The sequence below is a fragment of the Candidatus Endowatersipora endosymbiont of Watersipora subatra genome (genome assembly GCF_964026585.1).
Lineage (GTDB): Bacteria > Pseudomonadota > Alphaproteobacteria > Rhizobiales > Rhizobiaceae > Pseudahrensia.
Map to the genome: position 1 here is coordinate 97697 of NZ_OZ032160.1, position 19077 is coordinate 116773.

At 41.0% G+C, this 19077-nt stretch carries 16 protein-coding genes and 1 tRNA gene; 1 reads left to right on the top strand and 16 read right to left on the bottom strand.

Annotated elements, in window-relative coordinates; translation table 11 throughout:
* Positions 1–24: 24 nt before the first annotated feature.
* Positions 25–210, bottom strand: a complete 186-nt coding sequence (gene rpmF, locus AAGD37_RS00440) for a 50S ribosomal protein L32 (RefSeq protein WP_341760334.1) — start codon at positions 208–210, stop codon at positions 25–27.
* 560 nt (positions 211–770) lie between these two features.
* On the opposite strand from rpmF, the gene ptsN reads away from it, so the two are divergent.
* Entirely contained in the window at positions 771–1235 is a 465-nt protein-coding gene (gene ptsN, locus AAGD37_RS00445; protein ID WP_341760704.1) for a PTS IIA-like nitrogen regulatory protein PtsN, read from the top strand.
* 414 nt (positions 1236–1649) lie between these two features.
* Here the strand turns inward: ptsN and AAGD37_RS00450 are convergent.
* From AAGD37_RS00450 to AAGD37_RS00520, 15 genes are all read right to left on the bottom strand, one after another.
* Positions 1650–1725: transfer RNA gene (locus tag AAGD37_RS00450), tRNA-Thr, on the bottom strand.
* Positions 1726–1862: 137 nt separating this feature from the next.
* Complete coding sequence (locus AAGD37_RS00455; protein WP_341760335.1) at positions 1863–2633, bottom strand: outer membrane protein assembly factor BamD; 771 nt, start codon at positions 2631–2633, stop codon at positions 1863–1865.
* Positions 2634–2780: 147 nt separating this feature from the next.
* Positions 2781–3740, bottom strand: coding sequence for a UDP-3-O-acyl-N-acetylglucosamine deacetylase (lpxC, locus tag AAGD37_RS00460; RefSeq protein WP_341760336.1), 960 nt, complete (start codon positions 3738–3740; stop codon positions 2781–2783).
* A gap of 233 nt (positions 3741–3973) precedes the next feature.
* Entirely contained in the window at positions 3974–5599 is a 1626-nt protein-coding gene (gene ftsZ, locus AAGD37_RS00465) for a cell division protein FtsZ (RefSeq protein ID WP_341760337.1), read from the bottom strand.
* Positions 5600–5653: 54 nt separating this feature from the next.
* Entirely contained in the window at positions 5654–6985 is a 1332-nt protein-coding gene (ftsA, locus tag AAGD37_RS00470) for a cell division protein FtsA (RefSeq protein WP_341760338.1), read from the bottom strand.
* A complete protein-coding gene (locus AAGD37_RS00475) occupies positions 6982–7896 on the bottom strand; it encodes a cell division protein FtsQ/DivIB (protein WP_341760339.1) in 915 nt (304 codons plus the stop codon). The genes ftsA and AAGD37_RS00475 overlap by 4 nt, the downstream gene beginning before the upstream one ends.
* A gap of 38 nt (positions 7897–7934) precedes the next feature.
* Positions 7935–8861, bottom strand: coding sequence for a D-alanine--D-alanine ligase (locus tag AAGD37_RS00480; protein WP_341760340.1), 927 nt, complete (start codon positions 8859–8861; stop codon positions 7935–7937).
* Positions 8862–8913: 52 nt separating this feature from the next.
* Positions 8914–9873: a UDP-N-acetylmuramate dehydrogenase gene (gene murB, locus AAGD37_RS00485; RefSeq protein WP_341760341.1), complete on the bottom strand. Its 960-nt coding sequence runs from the start codon at positions 9871–9873 to the stop codon at positions 8914–8916.
* Positions 9870–11285 (bottom strand): UDP-N-acetylmuramate--L-alanine ligase, encoded by a 1416-nt coding sequence (murC, locus tag AAGD37_RS00490; protein WP_341760342.1) that lies wholly within the window; start codon positions 11283–11285, stop codon positions 9870–9872. The genes murB and murC overlap by 4 nt, the downstream gene beginning before the upstream one ends.
* A gap of 82 nt (positions 11286–11367) precedes the next feature.
* Positions 11368–12537 carry a UDP-N-acetylglucosamine--N-acetylmuramyl-(pentapeptide) pyrophosphoryl-undecaprenol N-acetylglucosamine transferase gene (locus AAGD37_RS00495; RefSeq protein WP_341760343.1) on the bottom strand — a complete coding sequence of 390 codons (1170 nt, stop codon included), beginning with the start codon at positions 12535–12537 and terminating at the stop codon, positions 11368–11370.
* Positions 12476–13627 (bottom strand): putative peptidoglycan glycosyltransferase FtsW, encoded by a 1152-nt coding sequence (locus AAGD37_RS00500; RefSeq protein ID WP_341760344.1) that lies wholly within the window; start codon positions 13625–13627, stop codon positions 12476–12478. Before AAGD37_RS00500 ends, AAGD37_RS00495 begins: the two co-directional genes overlap by 62 nt.
* A gap of 10 nt (positions 13628–13637) precedes the next feature.
* Positions 13638–15023 (bottom strand): UDP-N-acetylmuramoyl-L-alanine--D-glutamate ligase, encoded by a 1386-nt coding sequence (gene murD, locus AAGD37_RS00505; protein WP_341760345.1) that lies wholly within the window; start codon positions 15021–15023, stop codon positions 13638–13640.
* 6 nt (positions 15024–15029) lie between these two features.
* Positions 15030–16121 carry a phospho-N-acetylmuramoyl-pentapeptide-transferase gene (gene mraY / locus AAGD37_RS00510; protein ID WP_341760705.1) on the bottom strand — a complete coding sequence of 364 codons (1092 nt, stop codon included), beginning with the start codon at positions 16119–16121 and terminating at the stop codon, positions 15030–15032.
* 61 nt (positions 16122–16182) lie between these two features.
* Positions 16183–17610 carry a UDP-N-acetylmuramoylalanyl-D-glutamyl-2,6-diaminopimelate--D-alanyl-D-alanine ligase gene (locus AAGD37_RS00515; protein WP_341760346.1) on the bottom strand — a complete coding sequence of 476 codons (1428 nt, stop codon included), beginning with the start codon at positions 17608–17610 and terminating at the stop codon, positions 16183–16185.
* Positions 17610–19073: a UDP-N-acetylmuramoyl-L-alanyl-D-glutamate--2,6-diaminopimelate ligase gene (locus AAGD37_RS00520; RefSeq protein WP_424945447.1), complete on the bottom strand. Its 1464-nt coding sequence runs from the start codon at positions 19071–19073 to the stop codon at positions 17610–17612. The genes AAGD37_RS00515 and AAGD37_RS00520 overlap by 1 nt, the downstream gene beginning before the upstream one ends.
* Positions 19074–19077: the final 4 nt, after the last annotated feature.

The following is a 19077-nucleotide window of genomic DNA, read 5'->3' on the forward strand; positions in this document are numbered from 1 at the left end:
GAAGAAGAGTCATTCAATCTTGAATTAAATAGATTCTTTTGGTTTAAGAATCTGATTTCCCCTATATATACCAGTTTTCATATCAATATGGTGAGGACGTCTAAATTCACCTGAATTTTTATCCTCAATATAAACCGGATCCTTGAGTGCATTTGATGACCGACGATGCCCTCTTTTCATCCGAGTGCTTTTACTCTTAGGTACAGCCATCTTTTTTTACTCCGGTCATTGATAATCGAACCAACATCATAAACTGAGATCGTCTCTCTCAATATAGACGATCTGTATATTAGGGATTAAGGAAAAAAGCAAGTTCTTTACGCTTTTAGAATAGAGCCTATCGTATATGCTCCTGCCTAACTTCCTAAGTCAGAGGAAATAATGAAAACTTTCTGATCAGTAGCAATAACTGAAGTTTTCGAAAGAAAAACCTATAAAAAAATCCCTGTTTCTATAGTAATGTTAACACAAATTATCACGATCGTTGATCCTATATAATAGGATAAGATATACATAAGCTGTCAAAGGTAAATCATAAACTGATTATGATTGATTGCGTTATTTATCTTAATTCTGAATTCAAGCCTAGTGTAGGAGGAGCTGATACTTATAATCATCACCCCTCTCCGAATAAAATTAATCACACTGGCAGTCGTAGAATAGAAAATGATAGTTCAATGTCCTGCATCTTTTTCAAAGGTGTTATTTATAGATAATTTGATACCATATCAAATCGCTCAACAACAAGCTGATAATTAGGATAAAATATGATCGACATGCGTGAAATAATAACTCCAGATTCAGTTTTGGCTAAGTTGAAAATAAATTCTAAAAAACAGTTGTTGCAAGCTCTATCTGAGTTAGCTGCTACCCAAATTCATCGAGATGAGCATGAAATTTTAAACACATTAATTGAGCGGGAACGTCTTGGCTCAACAGGGATTGGACATGGAGTCGCGATCCCTCATGGAAAATTAAACGGGCTTAGCAGAATTATGGGGGTTTTTATCCAACTTGCAAAACCGGTTGAGTTTGAGTCACTCGATCACTCTCCAGTTGATCTCGCTTTTATGTTGCTCGCACCAGAAGATGCCGGCGCGGATCACCTTAAAATTTTGTCACGCAGCGCCCGATTCCTTAAAAAGGAGACAGTACTCTCAAGCTTACGCTTATCTCTAGATGCTCAAACAATCTATAACATCTTAGTCACCATCGAATACGAAAATATATCATAAAGAGAATCCTTATCGCTCTCACAAGAGAGCCTTAACGGGTTCATATTGGATGAAAATAACGATTTTACTATCCTTCTTTTCTTGATGCAGAATGAATATTAAGCAGACCTTAAGCGTCTTGAATATGTCATCATCTCACTACACTGCTATGATGAGAGGAAATCCGCAAGGTTGCTCTCTCTTCTCATGAGGTGTATATAATGAAGAGAATCAATCTAAAAGCGGATCTTCTTTCTGTCAGGAACCGTATTTTCTTCATCCATAATACGCCACAAGAAAGACTGGAAAGTATAAAGTCAAAGTCGTTTTATTACTGATTGTCAATGCCAACACAATGGTAAAGAGGAAGGATCTCGCTTCAGATCAGAAAATTACGGATCCAAGAGATCACTTTCTGAGTCTTATAAAGACTTATGGTGCCCCTACACGGAATCGAACCGCGGACCTACTGATTACAAATCAGTTGCTCTACCATCTGAGCTATAAGGGCATGTGACCCATTATCGATGGCTAGATAAAAAAAGAATAATAAGTTAATTATATCATATTTTTATCTTGAGGGGAAACAAGAAATATTCATTTCTTGGTGCCTCAAGATAAAAATATGAGAGCCACTTCTCATGATCTTCAATCCTTTTTTTTCAAAAGAGCATAGGAGTAGTTATACCATTTGCTATTAGGAAATTGTTTTCCCAGAATTCCTGCAGCCGTTTGAGATTCATTTGTTAGTCCTAACGCATAATAGGTCTCAACTAGACGTGCTAGAGCTTCTTCTACATATTGAGTTTCCTGATACATTTCTAGAATAGTACGGAATCTATTGATTGCGGCCAAAAATTCATGACGTTCTTGATAATATCTCCCCACACCCATCTCCTGACCAGCAATTTGCTCTTTAGAAATCCGCATTTTACGCTTGGCCTCTTCAACATATTGGCTGTCAGGATATGTATCAACAAGCTCATTCATGACCTGATACGTCTTTTGTGAATCACTTTGGTCAAGCCTTATATCTGATGTCTGCCGTGCGTAGTGAGACATGCCAATAAGATACAAGGCATATGGCGATGCCTTGTGAGCAGGATACCGCGACAAAAAACGTCTACCTTGAGAAATCGCTTCTTCGTAATTCCTTTTTTGATAGGCAATATAGGTCGCCATAAGACTGCCCTTCTGAGCATAAAGAGAATAAGGATGCTGAAGGTCAAGTGTTTTTAACTGTTTCTGAGCTTCCTTATAATCCCCTTTCTTCATATAAGCCAAAGCGTTATTATAAACCTGTTCAGCCGGCATAATAAGATCTGAAAAGGTAATACCATCGATGTCCGTCGCACATGAGACTAAAAACAAAGATGTTGAAAGAGCCAGAACTTTCAAAAGAGCAGATAGAGAACTCAACGGATCTAATCTCCTTTTAAAATGAATGTACAATTGATTCATATCTTCCTACGAGTCCTTTTTCTTTCCAAATTCATTTATCCCATTTGAATGTTTGTAAACCTTACTGAAAACCGGTAAAGAAAATAGCCTAAGACGATTATGAAATTAGCTTTTATCAGCAGCATATGCAGGACTACCAATCGTACTAAGAGCCCTCAATTCAACATGAATTGCATGATGACGGGTCTCAGGAACATCGACCCATTCATAGGATTTTTGATCTTGCAATAGTGTCTGTAATGCCATGATATTGACTTTATGTCCTCCACGATAAGAACGGTAACATCCCAATATCTGAGCGCCGGCAAGTGCTAAATCTCCAACAGCATCAAGAGTCTTATGGCGAACAAATTCATCTTCATAGCGCAATCCCTCTGAATTGATAACTCTGTTATCATCTCCAATAACAACAGAGTTATCGAGACTGGAACCCAGTGCCAATCCAGAAGCCCAGTAACGCTCAACGTCCTTCATGAACCCAAATGTCCGGGCACGAGAAATGTCTCTCCGAAAGATCTCAGGTGTCAGGTCTGAGGCAAAAGACTGATTCCCGATAATCTCTTCATCAAAATCGATTTCAACCTCAAAACGAGTTGTATTATAAGGCGTGAACATCCCCCAACTGGATCCCATATCAAACCGAATTTCCTTAAGTACCCGAAGATATCGGCGAAGTCTGCTAAGAGAACGAAGACCAACACCATCAATGGCTTCAACAAAAAATTCTGAACTACCATCCATCACCGGAATTTCAGAACTATCAACTTCAACAATAACATTATCAACATGCAGACCAACAAGTGCAGCCATCAAATGTTCAACTGTCATCACATTGACACCTGATGGATCACCCAAAACAGTACAAAGCGCTGTCGCGCCAACAGACGACACAACAGCAGGAATCTCTCGTTGATTGTTAGATTCTACATCAGTCCGCTGGAAGACGATACCGACTCCCACGTCAGCAGGAAGAAGAGAAATGGAAACCGCCTTACCACTATGAACACCGATTCCTTTAACATCAATCCGGTCGGCAAGTGTGTTCTGATATCCGATCTCATTCATTTAATATGTTCCTAACTCTTCGTTTCTAGACGTTATGATTCCTGTCTTTAAAAGATTCTTGCTCAGCACTTACTGACTTACTGCTCTCAACTCCACAAAAACGACAGAATAAAGAAAGTATATAGAAGAAACTAGACCTGTTTCGAATCTGCCTCTCTAGGCAGTGAATTGACACTGCGTTATCAAAAAATTAAAACAACAATATTTAAAAGAAAACCAAGCGAATGTTAATATTAATTTGCTTCTCGGCGTAAAAATGCTGGAATATCTAGCTCATCATCCTCAGATAAGATCTGACCCGAACTGCTCATTCGATCATGCATATCTAAACTATTATTCCTTTGAGTCGCAGAAGGGTTGTTATTTTCGCAAGGAATATGTGGATCCCTTTCAAAAGAACGGTTGATTGATTGATGATTATCAACACGATCTGATGTTTTTGTAGACCTTGTAGCGCCAAAACCTTTAGCGAAACGTTTCAATAAACCTATTGGACCATTTTCATCGTTAGCGTGTCCCTGTTTCGAAACCAGTTCTTTTTCTCTAACATCTCCAACACTAGGAGGAACATCTGAAATCTTCGGCATCTCAGTACCAGATACTTTAGAAAAAGTCATGTCAGACTTCAGAGCCTTCTGGAAGTCGATTTCAGAAAGACGACCCCTATCAGTGATCATCGGTTCATGCTCTCTTTCATTACCGCGAAGAAGAGCAGAAGAAACAGGTAGTGTCGTTTCTAAAAAAGTAGGTTCTGATTCTATCTTCTCATCTTTTTCATCAGCTTTTGACTCCAGAATAACAGGAGAACCAGTTGGATACGCCATTGCAGATTGTTGTAACCGTTCCACTCCCTCATCTATTCTCTCCTGATTCTGAGAGGTTGTTTGAGAGGAATGGCCGTCAATTCCTGTTGCTACAACAGAGACCCTAATAACACCCTCAAGACTCTCATCAAAGGTTGCTCCTAGAATAATATTGGCATCTGGATCAACCTCTTCCCGAATTCTTGTAGCGGCTTCATCAACTTCAAACAGGGTCATGTCCCTGCCACCAGTAATGGAAATTAACACACCATGAGCACCAACCATCGATGTTTCATCAAGGAGTGGATTAGAAATAGCCGCTTCAGCCGCCGCCATAGCTCTGCCTTCAGATGATGCTTCACCAGTTCCCATCATAGCTCGACCCATCTCGCGCATAACAGAACGAACATCAGCAAAGTCAAGATTGATAAGACCTTCTTTAACCATGAGATCAGTAATGCAGGCAACACCGGAGTAAAGGACCTCATCAGCCATTGAAAAAGCATCAGCAAATGTCGTTTTCTCGTTGGCAATGCGGAACAGGTTCTGATTGGGAATAACAATCAGTGTATCGACATGCTTTTGCAACTCATCAATACCAGCCTCTGCTGTCATCATACGGCGCTTACCCTCGAAACTAAATGGCTTGGTAATAACCCCCACTGTTAAAATACCCATCTCACGGGCTGCACGTGCGACAACAGGAGCTGCTCCTGTTCCGGTACCCCCACCCATCCCAGCAGTTACAAATGCCATATGTGTGCCCGACAAATGATCATTGATTTCATCAATGCACTCTTCTGCAGCTGCACATCCTATTTCAGGCTGCGATCCTGCACCCAATCCTTCCGTTACAGCAACACCCATCTGGACCAACCTTTCGGCTTTTGACATAGCTAAAGCTTGAGCATCAGTGTTCGCAACAACAAATTCTACGCCCTCAAGACCTGAATGAATCATATTATTGACAGCGTTACCACCACCACCACCAACTCCAAATACTGTAATGCGTGGCTTGAGCTCGGTGATGTCTGTCTTCTGCAGATTAATCGTCATATCATATTTCACCCCTGGTTACTCTTTATTGCCTGCATAAAAGCAGAATTCACTTTAAAAACTTTCTCGAAACCATTCGCTGAATCGGCGAAAACTACTTTCAGACAACGGTTGCATAATAGATTTGATATGCTTTTTCTTTGGAATGTATTCAAGATGGGAAATCTGAGGATAAATCAACATACCAAAACATGCCGAAAACGCAGGGCTTTTAGCGATCTTTGGCATGGCAGAAATCCCTAATGGCCGGCCAATACGGGCACTGGAACCCAAGATACGAGAGGCTAATTCACCAACACCCAGCAACTGGCTCGCTCCACCTGTCAGAATTAATCGTTTACCAACAGCATTCGCAAAACACGATTGATTAATACGATCACGTACCATCTCAAAGGTTTCTTCAACACGCGAGCGAATGATCTTTGAGATATGAGATTGGGTAACCTGATGTCTGATAATCCTCGTATCTTCTCCGATCACTGGTACGCTAACAAAATCTCTATCTCCTGCCTGAGTTAACAGAACCGATCCACGCAAGATCTTGATCCTTTCTGCATCAGCCACGGGGATCGAAAGAATTTTTGCAAGATCCATAGTCGCATGATTACCACCAACAGCAATGGAATCAATAAATACAAGATCTCCATTCAGGAAAATAGAAGTAGTTGTAGTTCCTCCCCCCATATCAATACAGGCACAGCCCATACGCATCTCATCGTCCATCAATGATGCAAGACCACTGGCATAGGGTTCTGCAACTATAGCATCAAGAGATAAATGAGAACGATTAAGACAGGATTCAATATTATTCAGCGGCGCAATATCAACCTCGACTACATGCATATTGACACTCAGCTTACGACCAACAAGACCTTCAGGATTATGTATTCCTGTTTCATGATCCAGAGAATAAGTAATAGGTATAGCGTGCAATATTGCGCGTCTTTCCTGATTAATATCGAAATGACAGGCAGTCAAAACTTCACGAATATCTTGCTTCTGAACTTCATTACCCTTTAGCATTATACCAGAGGTAAGAAGATGACTAGTAAACCCTCTGGCTGAAACAGTGGTCATCATGGAATCAACGGTTAAACCAGCAGACTGTTCTGCTTGATGAACAGCAAGGCGAATTGATTTTTCCACTTCAATCATATCAACAATAACACCAGCCTTAACACCTTGAGATTTTTGGTAACCAAAACCAATCACTTGAATGGAATGAGAACGCTTCAGTAGCATTGAGCGCTGATCATAGGGTTTAAGCTTGGCAATAACACAACAAATCTTCGTGCTACCAATATCAACAACAGATAAGGTTGTTGTTCGTTTCCCTGATAACCGTTTAATACGAGGAATGAGATCAGATGGGTTGAATAGGCTCATAAATGGTGATCCTTATTCCTCTCAGCTGCTCTTATTTTCTGTGACCGATCGGTCACAAATTCTCTGCGCTCAGCAAGGACCTCCGGACTCAGCCTTAATATGATCCTCCCCGCTAGACGAGCATCAATCACATCTAAATCTCGATCCAGAATACTCCACAAAAGCTGAAGATGAGCTATTTTTGCAAGTGCTCTAGAACAATTCTGCTCTGGCAACAAAATTTGAAGACCATTTTTCAAGAGAACATCCCACCGACGGTCGGCAATACGCTGATAGGTAACCGCACGATTCGCAATACAAGGGTATCGGTTAAGAATGGGCAAAATTTCTGAAGCAGTCTTAGCAGCACCCTCTCCCATTAAATAAGGAAGATAAGAAAAACGATGATGATGAAGCTCTGAAATACCAAAACTTGTAATCACATCCCCGCTTTTTCGAACTATTGTCATTTTTTTATCAGTTTGCCAGACAGCAACAGCTTTGTACTCTGATATCATGACTAGAAGCGTGCTAGGATAAATTTTTCGAAGGATGACATCTTTTATCCAGGGCAAAGATCTCACTCGACGCCTTGCAGAAATAAGATCAAACCCCAGATTTTTTTTTGACTCTTCTAATCTAAGCGCATTGATAATGTCTACTTCTTGTGTTTCAATCTGTCCTGAAATAACAATGTCCTTCACTTCAAGTTCTAAAAAGGAGATCAATCGAGGAAGAAGAAGAGAGAGATAATCACCTAAAATAAAACCATAGGACCAACAAGATATTAAAAAAATAAGTGCTAATCTAGTACCATTACCCTTGTGAAATAAAGATCGATGACTAAACCATCGAGAAGAACGGCGGACAAAAGTGCGATAACATCTTGAAATAAAATTCCCTAAATAGGAAGAATCAATGGATTTCAACACTGTTACAGATTACCTCGACGACAATCGGAGTTTATCGTTTATCGACAGCAACTAGCATCCTTCACAATCCATGTTAATAGTTTATCTAATCCATACCCTGCGTACTGAGCAAGCTTAGGAAACAATGAACCAGAAGTCATGCCAGGTTGAGTATTCAACTCTAGCCAAATTAATTCCCCTAACCCTTTTCCACGATCATCCCACCTAAAATCAGAACGAGTAATTCCACGACATCCAAGAGAAAGATGAGCTTTCAGGGACAATGTCTGGATTTTTTGGTAAACTTTTGGGGGAATATGGGCAGGAATAATGTTTTGTGATCGACTCATCCCATACTTTGAATCATGGTTGTAAAATTCAGATTCCTGTATGATTATTTCAGTAACACCAAGCGTTACATTTCCCATGACAGCGCAACTGAGTTCTCGACCATAAATGAATCGCTCAACCATCAACAGATCACCATAAAGCCACTTTGAAGAACATAACTCCTGCGTTGGGATAGATTGACCCTCACGAACGATCAACACTCCAAAACTGGATCCTTCATTTATTGGCTTAATAACATAAGGAGGTTTCATCGGATGTTGTTGACTTATTTCTAACCGATTCTGAATCTTGGATTCAGCGACAGGCAAACCAGTACTGTGAACAATCGTTTTTGAAAGACTCTTATTCATAGCCAAGGCTGAAGCGGTAACACCAGAATGAGTATAAGGAATAGCAAGATATTCCAAAATACCCTGTATGGTTCCATCTTCACCATAAGGGCCATGCAAGGCATTAAACACAACATCTGGCTTCAATTTTTCCAGAGTTGTACTGACCGATCTATCTACATCGATACGAGTGACCTTGTATCCAATAGACTCTAACATTCTTGAGCAGACTTCACCAGTTAATAAACTAACATTTCGTTCAGAGGAAAAGCCTCCCATCAAGACCGCAACATGGCTCATAACCAACCCTTTCTAAAGACTTTCAAGGAAAACCGGCTCAGGGGATAAATTTAAAGAATTATTTTCCTGGCGCGAATCCCCTAACTTCTTGATTCTCAGAGAATCGGCCCAACCGTTTAATCTCCCACTGAAGCAAGACACCGGAGTGAGAAAAAACACGCTCACGAACAGTTTCACCCAAAGTCTCAAGGTCATACCCTGTTGCAGGACCTGTATTGATCATGAAATTGCAATGCATACAACTCATCAAGGCACCGCCAATTTGAAAACCTCTTAATCCAGCCTCATCAATTAACTTCCAGGAAGAATAACTCAACGGATTTTTGAAAGTTGATCCAGCAGTTCTCTCTCTAATGGGTTGAACTGTATCACGATGCCCCTGAGCATCATTCATTTTCTTTTTTATCATCTCCTTCTCTCCCCTGATTCCTTGAAGGATCACAGAAGTAAAGATAAGATCAGAGTCTACTCCTGAATGGCGGTAGACATAGTGCATATCGGACAATGACAGCGTCACAATATTTCCCATCCTATTCACTCCCCTCACTCTAATGACTCGATCTTGAGTTTCCGAACCGTTCGCCCCAGCATTTGTTCTCAGAGCCCCTCCAATAGAGCCAGGAATTCCATAATAAAACGAAAAACCGTCAATAGAGGCTTCCAATGCGGCATACGCAACACGCTTGTTAGGAACCGCTGTCCCCACCTTAAGACTCTCATCTCCAAGTAAGTGAATCCCACCAAATCCAGAAGCGGATAAACGGATTACTACCCCTTCAATCCCTCCGTCTCGGACTAACACATTTGAACCTAAGCCAAGAACGGTTACAGGAATTTGAGAAGGTAAAATTGTCAAAAAGACAGATAAATCTTCTTCATCTATCGGTTGAAATAACAAATCAGCGAATCCACCTACACGGAGCCACGTGACCTTTGATATCGGCACATTCAAAGTCAAAGTCCCACGAATCCCCTTCCTTCTCGAACCCAGCACATCAAGAATTTCTTGACCCATCATGAGAAAGACGCTAGCTCGTTAGGCAAGGAATGGGCCCAAAATGTGATATCTCCTGCTCCCAAGAATATCACATAATCACCCTCTTTGGCAATGCTTGAAATAATAGGGGCAATATCTTGAGTGCCAGTGATAAGGCGAGCATCGCGATGGCCAGCTAATTTAAGACCAGAAACCAAAGCCTCAGAATGAATACCCTCAATCGGGTTTTCCCCGGCCTCGTAAACAGGCGCGACCAATACGGTATCAGCATCGTTGAAGCATAAACAAAAATCATCAAATAATGAATTGAGTCGTGTGTATCGATGAGGTTGTTGAATAACGATAACCCGACTACCTTTATTAAAGCCCGCAGCCATGCGTGCCGCTTTGAGTACTGCCGCAATTTCAACAGGGTGGTGCGCATAATCATCAAAGATGCGAATTCCTTTCCATACACCGGTCAGCGTAAATCTCCGTTCTACACCCTTAAATATTTTGAGACCGTGACGCATCGCCTCTTCTGAGATACCTAGCTGATGAGCTACGGCAATAGAAGCTGTTGCATTAGTCACATTATGGATCCCTAACATGGGTAACAAAAAGTCTTTAAAAGAGATCTCGTTATTACGTTTACGATCACGTATAATGATATCAAAATAACAGTGTGTTTCTTCAAAGCGCACATTATGAAAGTGAACCTCCGCCCTAGGATTATGTCCATACGTAATAATTCTACGATCTTCAATATGGCGGATGAGGGATCGTACTTCAGGATTATCAATACACATCACGCCAAATCCATAAAAAGGAATTTTCTCTACAAAAAACTGAAATGCCTCTTTAGCTTTTTTAAACGTACCATAATAATCAAGATGTTCAGAATCAATATTGGTAATAATAACAACATCAGCAGGAAGTTTAAGAAATGAGCCATCGCTTTCATCAGCTTCCACAACCATCCAGATTCCTTCTCCCATACGAGCATTAGTTCCTATAGCATTGAGAATACCACCATTGATAATGATAGGATCAAGACCACCAATTTCTAACAACTGGCCAACCATGGATGTTGTAGTGGTTTTTCCATGTGTTCCAGCAACCACAATGGTCTGTCTAAACCGCATAAGCGCAGCAAGCATTTCTGCACGAGAAACAATAAGAAGATGCCTCTCTTTAGCTTCGGCATACTCAGGATTCTCAGCCTTAATAGCAGTGGAGATGACAACAACTTCGCTCTCTCCAATATTTTCAGCACGATGCCCAATAGAAACTTTGATACCTTTTCCCTTCAACCGGGTTACATTTTTCCCCTCAGAGGTATCTGAACCCTGAACCGAATAGCCTAAGTTATTCAGCAGCTCAGCAATAGCACTCATGCCAATCCCACCAATGCCAATGAAATGGATAAGACCAATCTCATTTGGTATTCTCATGGAGAGGAATCCCTTAGATTGATAGCACGTCAAGGTTTGAAAGGTTTGATACGATCATAAAAGCTCTCTTAATAGCTCGGCTCTAACGTCCTGCGTATTGTTCAACCATATTTGCTAACCGTTCCGTTGCATCAGCCACGCCGCATAACCTCACCTTTTCTGCCTGTGTAGAAAGATTCTCAGGGTGGTCAATTGCTTGACTCAGTATCCTCGTAAATACTTCTGGCAAAAAGTCCTTTTGTTGGATGATTGTTGCACCTCCAGTTTGTTCAAGATAAGCCGCATTAGCTCCTTGATCATCGTTAAGAGATTGGGCTCTAGGAAGCGGAACCAGGACACTAGGTCGACCAATAAGCGCTAGCTCTGCAACAGATGATGCCCCAGCTCGGCATAAGATTAGATGTGCACAAGCGATCCGTTCAGGCAAATTTTTAAAGAACGGAGCGACTTCCGATTGGATGCCAAGATGATCAAGTGCATACTGAACATTCTCTCTATTTTCAGGTCTTGATTGCAAAACAACTAAAAGCTGTTTCCGCTTAGTTTCGTCTAATCCAGAAAGAGCCTCCGGCAAAAAATCTGAAAAAAATCGTGCTCCTTGACTCCCACCAAATACCAACAACTTAAAAGGCTCATCGCTAGATGGAGGAACGAAAGGCGTTTCTGATGCAATGTGGGCACTTTCCCTTAAGGGAATACCTGTTACTATAACAGAAAGACCATCATGAATGCATCCTGCTTTTAGATGAAAGCCTGTTGCCACAGCGGTTACCCTAGAAGCAAGAAATGTGTTGGCGCGACCCATTACCGCATTTTGCTCATGAAGGATACAAGAAATATTCATATGTGCTGCTGCCATCATGGGTGCCACTGTTGGATATCCTCCAAACCCAACAACAATATGCGGCTGTGTTTGACTAATAATGAGACGTGATTTCCAATAGCCGCTTCCTAAGCGTATTAAAGAACCTAACCCAGTCACAAGATTTTTTCCTGAAAAGGGTTCTGATGGAATGATATGAAGATGATCAGCAGGAAAATCGTCGAGATAAGCTGCAGCCCTTAAGTCAGTTGCTAGATCAACAAACAATCCACGATTTTTTAGTTCCTGTGCCAAGGCTTGTGCAGGAAATAGGTGACCACCGGTTCCACCAGCACATAGCAAAGCTTTTACTTGACTCATAGCAACATTAAACTGAAGGATTAGAAAAAAGACCGCAGCATAAAGGAATGCGTCTGTAGGAATCTGCACGTTTCTTCGAGAGACACAAAATGAAACCCATACCCAACGCAATCGCTAGAAGAGACGATCCCCCATAAGAAACAAAAGGAAGGGTCATCCCTTTGGCAGGCATTAAACGCAAACTCACACTCATATTGATGAGGGCCTGAAATCCAAACTGCAGAGAAAGACCTGAGAGAGCAAGCTGAACAAAATGGTCCCTCTCTTGCAGGCTATGAAATAATGAACGAAGGACAATAAAAGCAAATAGAGATACTAGGAGAATAGTCAGAAGAATACCAAATTCTTCGACCGCTACGGAAAAAACAAAATCCGTATGACAATCGGGCAAATTGTTTTTTGTGATTCCCTCACCAGGTCCAAGACCAAACCATCCACCATTAACAACGGCTTCAAGAGCTCTTTGAACCTGATAATTATCCCCTGTCCCAATTAAAAAGAGATCAATTCGACGAGAAACATGATTGAAAGAAAAATACGCGATCACCAAACTACAAGCACCAAATCCTAACAAAGTTAGGATCACCATCCAAGGTATACCGGCCATAAAAAATAGACTGATCCATATACCACCCAAAAGTACAGCCTGACCGAAGTCAGGCTGGATAATCAGCAAAACAATGCAAAGACCCAATAATCCGATAGAAATTGTATAGCAAGGTATGTCTGGCCGCTTTACACTTTCAGAAAACAGCCAAGAATTCACAATGACAAAAACTGGTTTTAAAAATTCTGAAGGCTGTAAAAGAAAAGAACCGATTGATAACCAACGTGTTGAGCCTTTAGCAGAAAACCCTATCAAGGGTAAACACAACATTGAAAGGATCAAGATCCCAAATAACCAAAATGAAAAGCGACGCATGTCCTTGATGTCCAAGAAGGAGATTCCTATCATAAGAATCATTGCAGGAAACAAAAATAGCATATGTCGCTTAACAAAATGAAAAGTATCAATCGCGAGTCGATTAGCAATCGGAGGAGTAGACGAAAATGAAAGTAGAAGACCTATGGCCATTAGAAAGAGAGATGCGGCTAAAAGTAATTTATCGACACTCCACCACCAATCCGAAAAGAGACCTCTTTTAGCACGTGAGATCATATTGAAAAATCTACCTTAAATCATCTAAAGGATCGAGGGCTTTAACTGCATTCTTAAATGATTCACCTCGTTCCTCAAAATTCGAAAATTGATCAAAGCTAGCCGCAGCAGGCGATAGCAAGACGACTGGACTTTTACCGAGTTGACGAGCATCCCAAGCGGCATGGTTAACGGCTTCTTTCAATGTATTAGATATCTCATAAGGAACCTTATCACCTAATTGTACCGAAAAGAGTTTTGCATCTTTTCCTATAAGATAAGCCTTTTCCACATGAGATAACGATCTCAATAAAGTAGCAGAAATGCCAATATCTTTTATCATTCCACCTGCAATCCAGAACACGTTCTCAAAACTTGAAAGAGCAGCAGCAGCAGCATCCGCATTTGTTGCTTTAGAATCATTGACAAATAAAACTCCATCTAAAAGCCTCACCTGTTCCAGGCGGTGAGAAAGACCTGAAAAACTGATCATCGCTATTTGTATTTCAACTTTTGAGACTCCCAAACTCTGACAAACGGCAATAGCTGCTGCTGCATTTTGCATGTTATGTTTTCCTCTCAACGATCCAATGTTGCTAAGATCAGCGATTCGCCTTCCTTTCTGATCCCAAATATAAGGCGATTCATAGTTGTAATGAGCATCTTTATGCTCGCCAATCGTAAGAAGAGATTTGGAGGACAAGGCAATTGCATTAGCAATCTTGCGGCAAGAGTCACTATCAATTGAGATGATAGCAATGTCACTTTTCTTAACAAGTTGCTCCTTAACCGCCACATAATTTTCGATCGTTCCATGCCGGTCAATATGATCAGTCGACAGATTGAGCAAAACACCCACATTAGGTCGCAATGAAGGTGCTAAATCAATTTGATAAGAAGAGCATTCAATAATATAAACCTGATCGATTGAACCTAAAGAAGGCGGTGCTAAATCTAAGACAGCTCGCCCAATATTTCCCCCCATCTGAACATCCCAGCCCCTAACACTGAGGATATGAGCAATCAGCGCAGTTGTTGTCGATTTTCCATTCGTCCCCGTGATCGCAACAACAGGAACTGTGCTTTTTTCTGCTAACATTTGTCGATAAAAAAGCTCAATATCACCAATAACCTCAACTCCTGCCCTTCCTGCATATTCAACGCTCCAGTGAGGGTGAGGATGGGTTAACGGAACACCAGGAGTCAAAACCAAGGCTGATACATCTTGCCAATGGATATCTCTGAGATTACCAATCGGAATCCCTAACTTAGAGGCTTTCTCAACAACAGTATAATTATCATCAAAAGCAATAACATCGGCACCGCCAGAAATTAAGGCATGAGCAGTTATCAATCCCGAATGACCTAGACCAAACAAGGCAATTTGTTTTCCAGAAAACAAAGATATTGGAATCAAAAGAGCTTACCGTAGTCTGAGTATGGAAAGACCAAGAAAAAAAAATAACACTGAAACGATCCAGAACCGTATCACCACCTGACTTTCTTTCCAGCCAAGCTGTTCAAAATGATGATGGATTGGTGCCATCCTAAAGAGCCGTTTTCCTGTGAGTTTGAACGATGCCACTTGAATAATCACTGATATGGTTTCGATCACAAAAAGGCCACCAACAATGAAAAAAATGATCTCATGTCTCATGGAGACAGCAAGTGTTCCTAACATACCGCCTAACGCAAGTGAACCTGTATCTCCCATAAAAATGGTAGCAGGAGGGGCGTTAAACCATAAAAAACCTAAACCAGTACCAATAGCAGCAGCACAAATGATCGACAACTCCCCAGTACCAACCGAAAAATGAATGTTCAAATAGTCAGAAAACACCTGATAATCTGATAGATAGGCAAGTGCTCCCAAAGAAAAAGCAGCAATCATAACTGGAACAATAGCTAATCCATCGAGACCATCAGTCAAATTGACCGCATTCCCAGATGCTACAATGACAAAGCATCCCCAAGGAATAAAGATAAGGTATTTAAAGAAAGGAAAAGTAACAGTTCTTGATAGATCCACACTTTCTGTTAGATAATGTGACGGATGAGTTCGCATCAGAACATAAACAGCAATACCCCCAATAATAAATTCTAAAATCAGCCTTATTCGCCTCGAAAACCCTTTTTCTGTTGACTTGATAACTTTTAGATAATCATCGTAAAATCCGATCATCCCAAAAAGAACAGTAACCGCTAAGACGGTCCAAACCAATACACTCAGAAGGTTTGCCCATAGTAAAGTGGTCATAACAATACCTGATAAAATCATCATCCCCCCCATCGTAGGAGTTCCTATCTTTTTTAAATGTGTCGCAGGACCATCTGGTCTAATTGGTTGACCTTTCTTTTGCCGATCCCGTAAGAGTTGGATGATTCGGGGACCCAAAAGAAAAAGGATTAAAACTGATGTAAAAAAGGCTCCTCCTGTTCGAAAAGTGATATCTTGAAAACGATTCAAAACAGGTAAAGAAAAAGCATCACCAAAATTAGACAAATAATAAAGCACTATTGATTCCTCCGAGACAACGATCAATTCCAAACCCCAAGCAGAAATTTATATTTCTAGCCTATTCGTCGTTGTTAGCTTCTTGATGATTGTATAAGAGCGCATCAACTAAAAGGGAAAATCTCATTCCTAAAGATGCTTTGACCATCAGGACATCATCAGAATGAATCTCAACACGTACAAGAGTTATGACACATTCAATTTTCTCTACATGCTTACAGGAAATTTTTCCTTGCAGAGAATCACGAAGTACTCTCATCTTCGATCCAACAAGAAATACCTTGTCAATCAGATTTTCTTGAACAGAAACAGCTAAATCAGCATGAAATTGAGAGGAATGAGGGCCCAGTTCCAGCATATCACCTAATATAGCAATTCGTCTCCCACTGTTTTTCGGTTTCAACAATCCTAGCAATTTAAGTGCGGACTGCATGCTAGCAGGGTTCGCATTATAACTTTCATCGATGAGAATAAAACTCTTGTCTTTATAATCAATTGGGTACCGTTTCCCTCTCCCCTTAAGTGCAGTAAAATGAGACAGCGCAAGAGTTGCCTGAGATAAATCAGCACCTAAAAATTTTACAGTAGCCAGGACAGCGAGTATATTTTGAATAAAATGGCGCCCTGGACTGCCCACTTTCAATGCTATTTTTTCTCCTAAAATAGAGGCTGTGAGGTAAGAATACTCCTCTTGGAGAACAATTTGGATCGCCCTTGAATCTGATTTCTCTGATTCCCCGAATGTAACAATATTTTCAATACCTCGACTCCGCGCAATCTCGGATAACATCGAGAATCTCTCGTCATCACGATTCAGAAGAACAGTTCCACCACTTATCAGACCGTCAAAAATTTCGGCCTTTGCAAAAGAAATATCATCGATACTTTCAAAAGCACCGAGATGAGCCGCCTCAACATTGGTTATGATCGCAAGATGAGGCTGAACCCGTTTTACTAATTCCCCAATTTCACCAGGACCATTCATTCCTATTTCAAAGATACCGTATTTAGTATCCCTTGGCATTCTTGCTAATGTTAATAGCACTCCCCAATGATTATTATAAGACTCTACAGAAGAATGTGTTGGCCCATTCGGTGAAAAAGCTGCTTTTAGCGCTTCTTTTGTTGTTGTTTTACCTACGCTACCGGTAACAGCTATAATCTTTCCAACCATCCTGGCACGTGATATTTTTCCTAGTTCTTCTAACGCCTGCGAAACATCCTGGACAACGATAAAATTACCTCTTTCACCGATTAAACTATCGATTTTTTCTTCGGATACGCAAGACGCGGCAGCCCCTCTAGCAACTGCCTTTGCAATAAAATCATGACCATCGAGTGAATCACCGCGAACAGCAAAATACAAGTCACCATATTTTAATGTCCTTGTATCTATAGAAACGCCGTTAACACCTAAAAACCAAGATCCAATCAATCGTCCACCAGTAATTTTCAAGAGTTCCGGTAAGGTCCAAAGAAGATCGCTCATTATGAAGTATGCAACGCCTCTTCAAGCACTTGGCAATCAGAGAATGGGACTGTGATTTCACCCACAATTTGCCCGTTCTCATGTCCCTTTCCTACCACAATGAGACAATCGCCAGCCCTTAGCATGGATACAGCTACATGAATTGCTTTTCGCCTGTCAGCTATTTCAATCGCCTTAGGAGCTCTTCGTATAATGGAATGACGAATCTTAGCAGGGTCTTCATCGCGTGGATTATCATCGGTCACAATTACCCGATCTGCCATTCTTTCAGCAATTTCTCCCATTACAGCACGCTTCCCTTTATCTCGATTACCACCACAACCAAATACAAGAGTTAATTTGCCAGTTGTATAGGGACGAAGAACTTCTAGAACTTTTTGAAGTGCATCAGGTTTATGAGCATAATCGACATAAACCGGAACTCCATCACTTGATTGACCAATCAGCTGAAGGCGACCCGGAGCACTTTTCAAAAATTCTAAGGATGAAAATACAGCACTTGCATCAACATCTATACCTGTACTGAATGCCATGGCTGCAGCAATCAAAGCATTTGTTAGCTGAAATTCACCTGCTATTGGTAGCTCTACGATATAACTCAATCCATCGAATTCAATTTCTGCAATCTGCGAAAAACGGTTTTGTTTAACTCGTTTCAACGATAAAAAAGAACCATGACGCCCAACGGTTCTCACATCAAGCTTGCGAGCAAGAGCACAATCAATAGCTGCATGGCTGTAAGCATCATCAGAAAAAATGACAGCGGGTTGATCTTGATCAAGCAAATCATTAAACAAAATAAGTTTAGCGGCTAGATAATCGTCCATATTAAGATGATAATCCATATGATCACGCCCCAAATTAGTAAATCCACCAACAGTCAGTCGTACACCGTCCAACCGACGTTGACTCAATCCATGACTGGAAGCTTCTATCGAACAATGAGTCACCCCTTCTCTTGAAAGAGTAGTCAGAAGCTGATGCAAAAAAACAGGATCGGGAGTCGTAAGAGGGCTATCAATATTATGAATATAGCCACCAGCTTTTTCCACGCCAATCGTTCCTATCATCGCAGATTCATAACCCAAAAAATGCCAAATCTGGCGTAAAAAAGAGGCGACAGATGTCTTACCAGCGGTTCCTGTTACTGCTGCTATAGTTGGAGGTTGCTCTGGATAAAACCTCGATGATAGAAGAGAGAGCGCCCGACGGGGACTTTCTGAACGTAAAATTGGTCCAAAATAACCTAAGATATCAGTCTTTTTTTCTGCAATCACGGCCACAGCGCCGGATGCAACAGCATTTTTTATAAAATTCGAACCATCAACTGTTGAACCTTTCAGAGCTGCGAAAATATGACCCGAAAGAATTGTGCGTGAATCTGATGAAATCCCAGAAACCGGTATCGAACGATATTCCGGATCGACCTTAAGACAATCCATGGTCAGATCTCCAAGTCTCATGAAC